At 75.7% G+C, this 8,037-nt stretch carries 4 protein-coding genes; 2 read left to right on the top strand and 2 right to left on the bottom strand.

Annotation, left to right across the window (positions count from 1 at the left end; genetic code table 11):
* On the top strand, window positions 1-4,953 hold a 4,953-nt coding region (locus D476_RS0118170; protein WP_017625358.1), incomplete at its 5' end, for an ATP-binding protein.
* Window positions 4,954-5,239: 286 nt separating this feature from the next.
* On the opposite strand, the gene D476_RS0118165 is transcribed toward D476_RS0118170, so the two are convergent.
* Together D476_RS0118165 and D476_RS0118160 are read right to left on the bottom strand one after the other, a co-directional pair.
* Window positions 5,240-6,112 (bottom strand): NAD(P)H-binding protein, encoded by an 873-nt coding sequence (locus tag D476_RS0118165; RefSeq protein ID WP_017625357.1) that lies wholly within the window; start codon window positions 6,110-6,112, stop codon window positions 5,240-5,242.
* Entirely contained in the window at window positions 6,109-7,062 is a 954-nt protein-coding gene (locus D476_RS0118160) for an EamA family transporter (RefSeq protein ID WP_017625356.1), read from the bottom strand. The genes D476_RS0118165 and D476_RS0118160 overlap by 4 nt, the downstream gene beginning before the upstream one ends.
* Before the next feature lie 94 nt (window positions 7,063-7,156).
* On the opposite strand from D476_RS0118160, the gene D476_RS0118155 reads away from it, so the two are divergent.
* Window positions 7,157-7,672: a MarR family winged helix-turn-helix transcriptional regulator gene (locus D476_RS0118155; protein WP_017625355.1), complete on the top strand. Its 516-nt coding sequence runs from the start codon at window positions 7,157-7,159 to the stop codon at window positions 7,670-7,672.
* Window positions 7,673-8,037 lie beyond the last annotated feature (365 nt).

Raw genomic sequence — 8,037 nt, 5'->3', positions numbered from 1 at the left:
GGCGGCGGCCGCGGCATCCGCACCATCAACGGCCCCCAGGAACTCACCGAGGCCTTCGACCGCACCAGCGCCGAGGCCGCCCGCGCCTTCGGCTCGGGCACCGTCTTCCTCGAACGCCTGGTCACCGGCGCCCGCCACGTCGAAGTCCAGGTCATCGCCGACGGCCAGGGCACCGCCTGGGCCCTGGGCGTACGCGACTGCTCCATCCAGCGCCGCAACCAGAAGATCATCGAGGAGTCGGCCTCCCCCCTGCTCGACGCCGACCAGACCGCCCACCTCAAGGCCTCGGCCGAACGCCTGGCCCTGGCCGTGGACTACCGCGGCGCCGCCACCGTGGAGTTCCTCTACCACCCCGGCGAACGCCTCTTCGCCTTCCTCGAGGTCAACACCCGCCTGCAGGTCGAACACCCCATCACCGAGTCCACCACCGGCATCGACCTGGTCGCCGCCCAGCTGGCCGTGGCCGCCGGACAGCCCCTCACCGGCCAGGCCCCGCCCGAGCGCGGCCACGCCGTGGAGGCCCGCCTCAACGCCGAGGACCCCGACCGCGACTTCGCCCCCTGCCCCGGGCGCATCGCCCGCCTGGACCTGCCCGCCGGCCCCGGCATCCGCGTGGACACCGGCGTCGCCGAAGGCGACACCATCCCCGCCGAGTTCGACTCCATGATCGCCAAGATCATCGCCCACGGCCGCGACCGCGACGAGGCCCTGGCCCGCCTGCGCCGCGCCCTGGGCGAGACCACCGTGGTCATCGACGGCGGCGCCACCAACAAGAGCTTCGTGCTCGACCTGCTCGACCAGGACGAGGTCACCGGCGCCACCGCCGACACCGGCTGGATCGACCGCGTCCGCGCCCAGGGCCGCCTGGCCTCGGCCCCCCACGCGGGAATCGCCCTGGCCGCCGCCGCCATCGAGGCCTACGAAGAGGAGGAGGCCGCCGCCCGCGACCACCTGCTCGCCACCGCCTTCGGCGGCCGCCCCCAGGCCCGCCACGAGACCGGCCGCCCCCTGGCCCTCAAACTCCGCGGCGCCACCTACCAGGTCCACCTGGCCCGCACCGGCGCCGACCGGTTCCGCGCCGCCATCGCCTCCGGCGAGCACACCGCCGCCGCCGACATCCACCTGCACCGCCACGACGCCCACACCGGACGCATCACCGTCAACGGGCACACCCACCGCCTGCTCACCGCCACCCACGGCCCCGTCCACCTCGTCGAGGTCGACGGCACCACCCACCGCGTCAGCCGCGACGAAGGCGGCATCGTGCGCTCCCCCGCCCCCGCGCTGGTCGTGGCCACCCCCCTGCTGCCCGGCCAGACCGTCGAGGCCGGGGCGCCCGTGCTGGTGCTGGAGTCGATGAAGATGGAGACGGTCCTGACCGCCCCCTTCGACGCCCGCCTGGCCGAGTCCCACGTCCAGATCGGCAGCCAGGTCGAGACCGGCGCCGCCCTGCTGCGCCTGGAACCCCTCACCGACACCGAGGCCGCCCCCGCCCAGCAGGCCGCCGAACTCGACCTGCCCGAACCCGGCCCCGCCCCCCTGCCCCGGCGCCTGGCCCGCGGCCAGGCCGACCTGCGCGCCCGCATGCTCGGCTTCGACCCCGACCCCGCCGACCCCGACCGCGCCCTGGCCCACTACCTCAGCGACCGCAAGGCCGCCGCCGCGGCCGGAGCCTCCCCCCTGCCCGACGAGCTCGGCATCATCGAGGCCTTCGCCGACCTGGCCGAACTCTCCCGCAACCGGCCCGCCGAAGGCGAGGCCGCCGGCGAAGAGCGCGTCCACAGCACCCGCGAGCACTTCCACACCTACCTGCAGAGCCTGGACACCGACCGCGCCGGGGTGCCCGAGGCCTTCCGCACCCGCCTGGCCCGCGCCCTGGCCCACTACGGCATCACCGGCACCGACCGCACCCCCGCCCTGGAGGCCGCGGTCTTCCGCATCTTCCTGGCCCAGCAGCGCGCCGCCGCCGACGCCCGCACCGTCGCCGCCCTGCTGGGCGCCTGGCTGGAGGAACCCGCCCCCGACCACACCCTGCGCGAGAGCGTGGGCCTGGCCCTCGAACGCCTCATCGCCGCCACCCAGGTCCGCTTCCCCCAACTCGCCGACCTGGCCCGCGGCCTGGTCTTCGCCTGGTTCGCCCAGCCCCTGCTGCGCCGCAACCGCGCCCGCGTCTACGCCGACGTCCGCCGCCACCTGCGCCACCTGGACGCCCACCCCCACTCCCCCGACCGCGCCGAACGCATCGCCCACATGGTCCGCAGCACCGAACCCCTGGTGCGGCTCCTGGGCCAGCGCCTGGCCCGCGGCAAACCCGACAACTCGGCCATGCTGGAGGTCCTCACCCGCCGCTACTACGGCAACAAGGGCCTGACCGGCGTGCACACCATGCGCGCCGCCGGCTGCGACTTCACCCTCGCCCAGCGCGACGGCACCCGCCTGGCCTCGGCCGCCGTCCCCTTCGACCGGCTCGCCCAGGCCCTGCAGGGCCTGGCCCAGGCCGCCGACGGCGCCCAAGCGCTGGCCGCCGACATCTACCTGGCCTGGGAGGACCAGCCCGCCGACCCCTCCGACACCGCCGACGCCCTCGCCCGGGTCCTGGCCGCAGCCGACCTGCCCCCCGCCGTGGAGCGCATCACCACCACCGTGGCCGGAAGCGGCGGCGCCGTCATGCACCACCACTTCACCTTCCGCCCCGACCCCGCCCGCGGCCACCGCATGGCCGAGCAGCGCCTCATCCGCGGCCTGCACCCCCACATCGCCAGCCGCATGCAGATCGAGCGCTTCGCCGACTTCGACCTGACGCGCCTGCCCTCCACCGACGAAGAGGTCTACCTGTTCCGCGCCCAGGCCGGCAGCGACGCCTCCGACGAACGCCTCATCGCCTTCGCCCAGGTCCGCGACCTGACCGAGCTGCGCGAGCACGACGGCCGCCTGGTCGCCCTGCCCACCGCCGAGGACACCCTGGCCGCCTGCCTGGACTCCATCCGCCGCGCCCAGGCCCAGCGCCCGGCCCGCAGCCGCCTGGCCAACAACCGCATCGTCATCTACGTGTGGCCGCCCTCCACCCTGACCCGCCAGGAGATGGAGATGATCGCCGACCGGCTGCGCCCCACCACCGCAGGGGCCGGCCTGGAGGAGATCTGCTTCATCGGCCGCCAGCGCGATGCCGACACCGGCGCCCTGACCAAGATGGCCGTGCGCATCGCCTTCGACGCCGCCGGCCGCGCCGAGCTCACCGTGGGCCCGCCCCCCACCGAGCCCGTCCGCCCCCAGGACGCCTACCGGCAGAAGGTGCTGCGCGCCGCCCGCCGCAACACCGTCTACCCCTACGAGCTGACCGGCATGCTCGGCGACTTCACCGAGCACGACCTGGACGCCTCGGGCCGCCTGGTGCCCGTGGACCGCCCCAAGGGCGCCAACACCGCCGCCATCGTCGCCGGAACCGTCACCACCCCCACCGCCAAGCACCCCGAGGGCATCACCCGCGTGGTCCTGCTCGGCGACCCCACCAAGGCCCTGGGCGCCCTGTCCGAGCCCGAGTGCCGCCGCGTCATCGCCGCCCTGGACCTGGCCGAGCACATGGGCGTGCCCCTGGAGTGGTACGCCCTGTCCGCCGGGGCCCGCATCTCCATGGACTCCGGAACCGAGAACATGGACTGGGTCGCCGCCGCCCTGCGCCGCATCGTCACCTTCACCCAGGACGGCGGCGAGATCAACGTGGTCGTGGCCGGCATCAACGTCGGCGCCCAGCCCTACTGGAACGCCGAGGCCACCATGCTCATGCACACCAAGGGCGTGCTGGTCATGACCCCCGACTCGGCCATGGTCCTGACCGGCAAGCAGTCCCTGGACTTCTCCGGCGGCGTCTCGGCCGAGGACAACTTCGGCATCGGCGGCCACGACCGCATCATGGGCCCCAACGGCCAGGCCCAGTACTGGGCGCCCGACCTGCCCGCCGCCCACGGCGTGCTCATGTCCCACTACGACCACACCTACACCGCCCCCGGGGAGGACACCCCCCGCACCGCCGCCACCGCCGACCCCCACGACCGCGACATCACCCCCTACCCGCACCCCGCCGAGGCCGGCGACTTCACCACCGTCGGCCAGATCTTCTCGGCCGAGCACAACCCCGACCGCAAGAAGCCCTTCGACATCCGCACCGTCATGCGCGCCCTGTCCGACCAGGACCACCCCGCCCTGGAGCGGTGGGCCGACATGGCCGACGCCCACAACGCCGTGGTCCAGGACGTCCACCTGGGCGGGGTGCCGGTGTGCCTGCTGGGCATCGAGTCCAAGTCCCTGCCCCGGCACGGGTTCCCGCCCACCGACGGCCCCGACGCCTACACCGCCGGCACCCTCTTCCCCCAGGCTTCCAAGAAGGCCGCCCGCGCCATCAACGCCGCCAGCGGCAACCGGCCCCTGGTGGTGCTGGCCAACCTGTCGGGCTTCGACGGCTCACCGGAGTCCATGCGCAAGCTGCAGCTGGAGTACGGCGCCGAGATCGGCCGGGCCATCGTCAACTTCCAGGGCCCGATCGTGTTCTGCGTCATCTCCCGCTACCACGGCGGGGCGTTCGTGGTCTTCTCCAAGGCCCTCAACCCCGACATGACCGTGCTGGCACTGGAGGGCTCGCACGCCTCGGTGCTGGGCGGCGCCCCGGCCGCCGCGGTCGTCTTCTCCGGCGAGGTCGACGCCCGCACCGCCGCCGACGAGCGGGTGCAGGCCCTGCAGGAGCGCCTGGCCGCCGCCGAGGGCACCGGGCGGGCCGCCCTGGCCGCCGAACTGGACGAGCTGCGCGCCACCGTGCGCGCCGAGAAGCTGGGAGAGGTGGCCGCCGAGTTCGACGCGGTGCACAGCATCCAGCGCGCCGTCGAGGTGGGCTCGGTCGACGAGGTCATCAGCGCCGAGCAGATGCGCCCGCGCATCATCGCCGCCCTGCGCCGCGACTGACCCCGCCCGGCGCCGACCAGCGCAAAAGGGGGGCCGCACCCTCGGGGTGCGGCCCCCCTTCCCTGCTCGTGCGGGCCCCGCCTCTGCCCGGCCAATGGCCGGGGCGCGAAGCGGCGCGGGGGCCGACCCGGACGGCCCGGGGCGGCCCCCGCGCCCATGGGGGGCAGGGCCCCGTGCGGCACCTCGCCTCTCCGGCTCCTCCACGGTGAAGGGGGCGGGATGCCCCGGTTCCCCGCCCCGGGGCGGGGGCGCCGCGCCTGAGGCGGGCACCCCCCGCCCCGGCTCCTCACCCGGTGAAGGCCCGTGCGTGGGCGCGGGCGAAGTCGGCCACCGTCTGCGGGGCCCGGCCCAGCAGGTGTTCGGCGTCCGGCGTGGTGAAGTCGCCCCACCCCTGGGCGAAGGCGGCCGAGTACTCCCCCACCATCTCCGCGGTCCACTCGTCGGCGCCCGCGGCCAGCATCGCCGCGCGCTTGTCCTCCCCGGACACGGGCCGGTAGGCGACCTCGCGCCCCAGCGCCGCCCCCATCCGGGCGGCCGCCTGGTCCAGGCCCAGCGATTCGGGCCCGGTCAGGGTGTAGGTGCGGCCCGCGTGCGCCCCGGGGGCCTCGGCCAGGACGGCGGCCGCGCAGGCGGCCACGTCGTCGGCGGCCACCATGCCCAGCCGCCCCTGGCCCATGTCCAGCCGCAGCGTGCCCTTCTCGCGCACCTCGGCGGCCTCGTTGAGCAGGTTGTCCATGAACCACATGGGCCGCAGCAGGGTCCACTCCAGGCCCGAGGCCTGCGTCTCGGCGTCCGACAGGGCGTGCAGGCGCCCGCTGCGGGTGGGGGCGTCGTGGGCGGCGCCCACCGCCGACAGGCGCACCACCCGCTCGGCCCCGGCGCCGCGGGCCGCCCACAGGGCGTTCATGCTGTGCTCGGGGGCGCGCGGCCCGTTGGGCACCAGCAGCCACACGTCCTGCACCCCGGCGAAGGCCGGGCCCAGTGTGGCCGGGCGGCCCAGGTCCCCGGCGACGACCTCGGCGCCCGCGGCGCGGGCGGCGGCCGCCGCCGCGGGGTCGCGCACCAGGGCGCGCATGCGCACTCCGGCGCCTTTGAGGTGGCCCATCAGGGCGGTGGAGACGGTTCCGGTGGCTCCGGTGATCAGCACGGTGCGCGTCATCGCGGCTGTCCTCCTCGTTCTCGTCGGGGTTGCGGGGGTGGGGAAGGGTGTGCGGGCCGGGCGCGCAGGCGGGGGTCGAGCTGGGCGGCGGCCACGGCGGCCAGGGCCAGGGCGAACCCGGCGCCCTGGCTTGCGTTGAGGTCCTCGCCCAGCAGCAGGTGGCCCAGGACGGCGGCCACCACCGGGGAGAGCAGCGGCAGGAAGGACACTGCCACCACGGGCAGGCGTCCGATGCCGTGGAACCACAGCGGGTAGCTCAGCCCGGCCCCCACCGCGCCCAGCCACAGGTACCCGGCCAGGGCCTGGGGGCCGGGCGGGCCGGAGGGCAGCCCTTCGGCCGCCAGGGCCAGGGGCGCCAGCACCAGGCCCCCGGCGGTGAGCTGCCATCCGGCGAAGGCGGTGGGACCCACCCCCTCGGGGCGGCCCCAGCGCTTGGTGAGCACGATCCCGGCGGCCAGGCACACGGCCGCGCCCAGCCCGGCGGCGATGCCGACCGGGTCGAAGGGGACCGGCCCGGCCCCCACGACCAGGCCGACCCCGCCCAGGCCGGCCAGGGCCCAGCCCAGCCGCCAGGCGGTGGGGCGCTCGCCCAGCAGGGCGAAGGCCAGGGCGACGGCGGCCAGCGGCTGCACGGCGGTCAGGGTGGCGGCCACGCCGCCGGGCAGCCGGTAGGCGGCGGCGAACAGCAGGGCGAACAGGGCGCCGATGTTGAGGGTGCCCAGGACCAGGGCGCGCCAGGCCCAGTGCCCGCGCGGCAGGGTTCGGGTGGCCGCGAGCAGGACCAGCCCGGCGGGCAGGGCGCGCAGCACGCCGGAGGTCAGCGGCTCTCCCGGCGGCAGGAGTTCGGTGGTGACCAGGTAGGTGGTGCCCCAGGCGGCGGGGACGGCGGCGGTGAGCAGGGTCAGGCCCGCCCGTCCGGCGGGGGTGTCGGGTGCTCGGGGGGTGGACACGACGAACCTCTCAACATTGAGCTCTTTAACGTTGAGAAATGTAGTCCGGCTGATACCGTGCCGTCAAACCCTTCAACATTGAAAGGAACCGGCCGTGCGCGACGCCGTCGACCGCATCCTCCGCCAATGGGCCCACGCACGCCCCGACCTCGACCCCGCCCCCATGGGCGTCCTCGGCCGCCTCACCCGCCTCACCCGCCTCACCGAGGCCCGCCTCAAAACCGTCTTCGCCCAATACGGCCTCGAACGCGGCGAATTCGACGTCCTGGCCACCCTCCGACGCGCCGCCGCCCCCACCGGCATGACCGCCGGAGCCCTCGCCCGCGCCTCCATGGTCACCTCCGGCGCCGTCACCAACCGCCTGGACCGCCTCGAAGCCAAAGGCCACATCACCCGCCGCACCGACCCCCACAACCGCCGCACCGTCACCGTCGCCCTCACCCCCCAGGGCCGCGACCTCATCGACCGCGCCGTGGCCGCCCACCTCGACAACGAACACCGCCTCCTGGCCGCCCTGACCCCCCACCAGCGCGACGAACTCGCCCACACCCTGCGCACACTCCTGCTCAGCCTCGGCGACACCGCCGACGACGAGCCCCCGCAGGACTGACACCACCCCAGCGCAGGGACCCACCGGCGGAACTCGCCCCCCTCCGCCGTCGCCGCGCGGCTTGCAACACCGCCACCCGCCCCCGACGTCGGCGCCGGGTGGACCACGGCAAAGGCGAAGCGGGCACCCCTGGCCCCCTTCCGCCGGGCAGCCCTCCCGCGTCCCCGAACCGGCGCCGAAGACCAGGCCCCAGGCCCCAGGAGGAGCGGCCGCAACCGCCGCAACCGCCCTACGCCGAGCGGCCTTCGGCCGCACACCGAGTGCCCTCCTCTGCTCGGCACGCCCGCCGACCGGCCCCGGCCGTCCGCCGGGCCGCCGGAGTGCGGGGGGGAAGGCGGCGACGAGGCCAGGAGGACAGGTCGGCG

The organism is Nocardiopsis chromatogenes YIM 90109 (genome assembly GCF_000341185.1).
In the GTDB taxonomy this organism is placed as follows: Bacteria; Actinomycetota; Actinomycetes; order Streptosporangiales; family Streptosporangiaceae; genus Nocardiopsis_A; species Nocardiopsis_A chromatogenes.
This window is presented reverse-complemented; position numbering and strand designations above follow the sequence as displayed.

What these genes read in the sequence shown, in the direction of transcription:
- D476_RS0118165 (WP_017625357.1), bottom strand. Translation starts at nt 6,112, where the DNA reads ATGACGCGCACCGTGCTGATCACCGGAGCCACCGGAACCGTCTCCACC.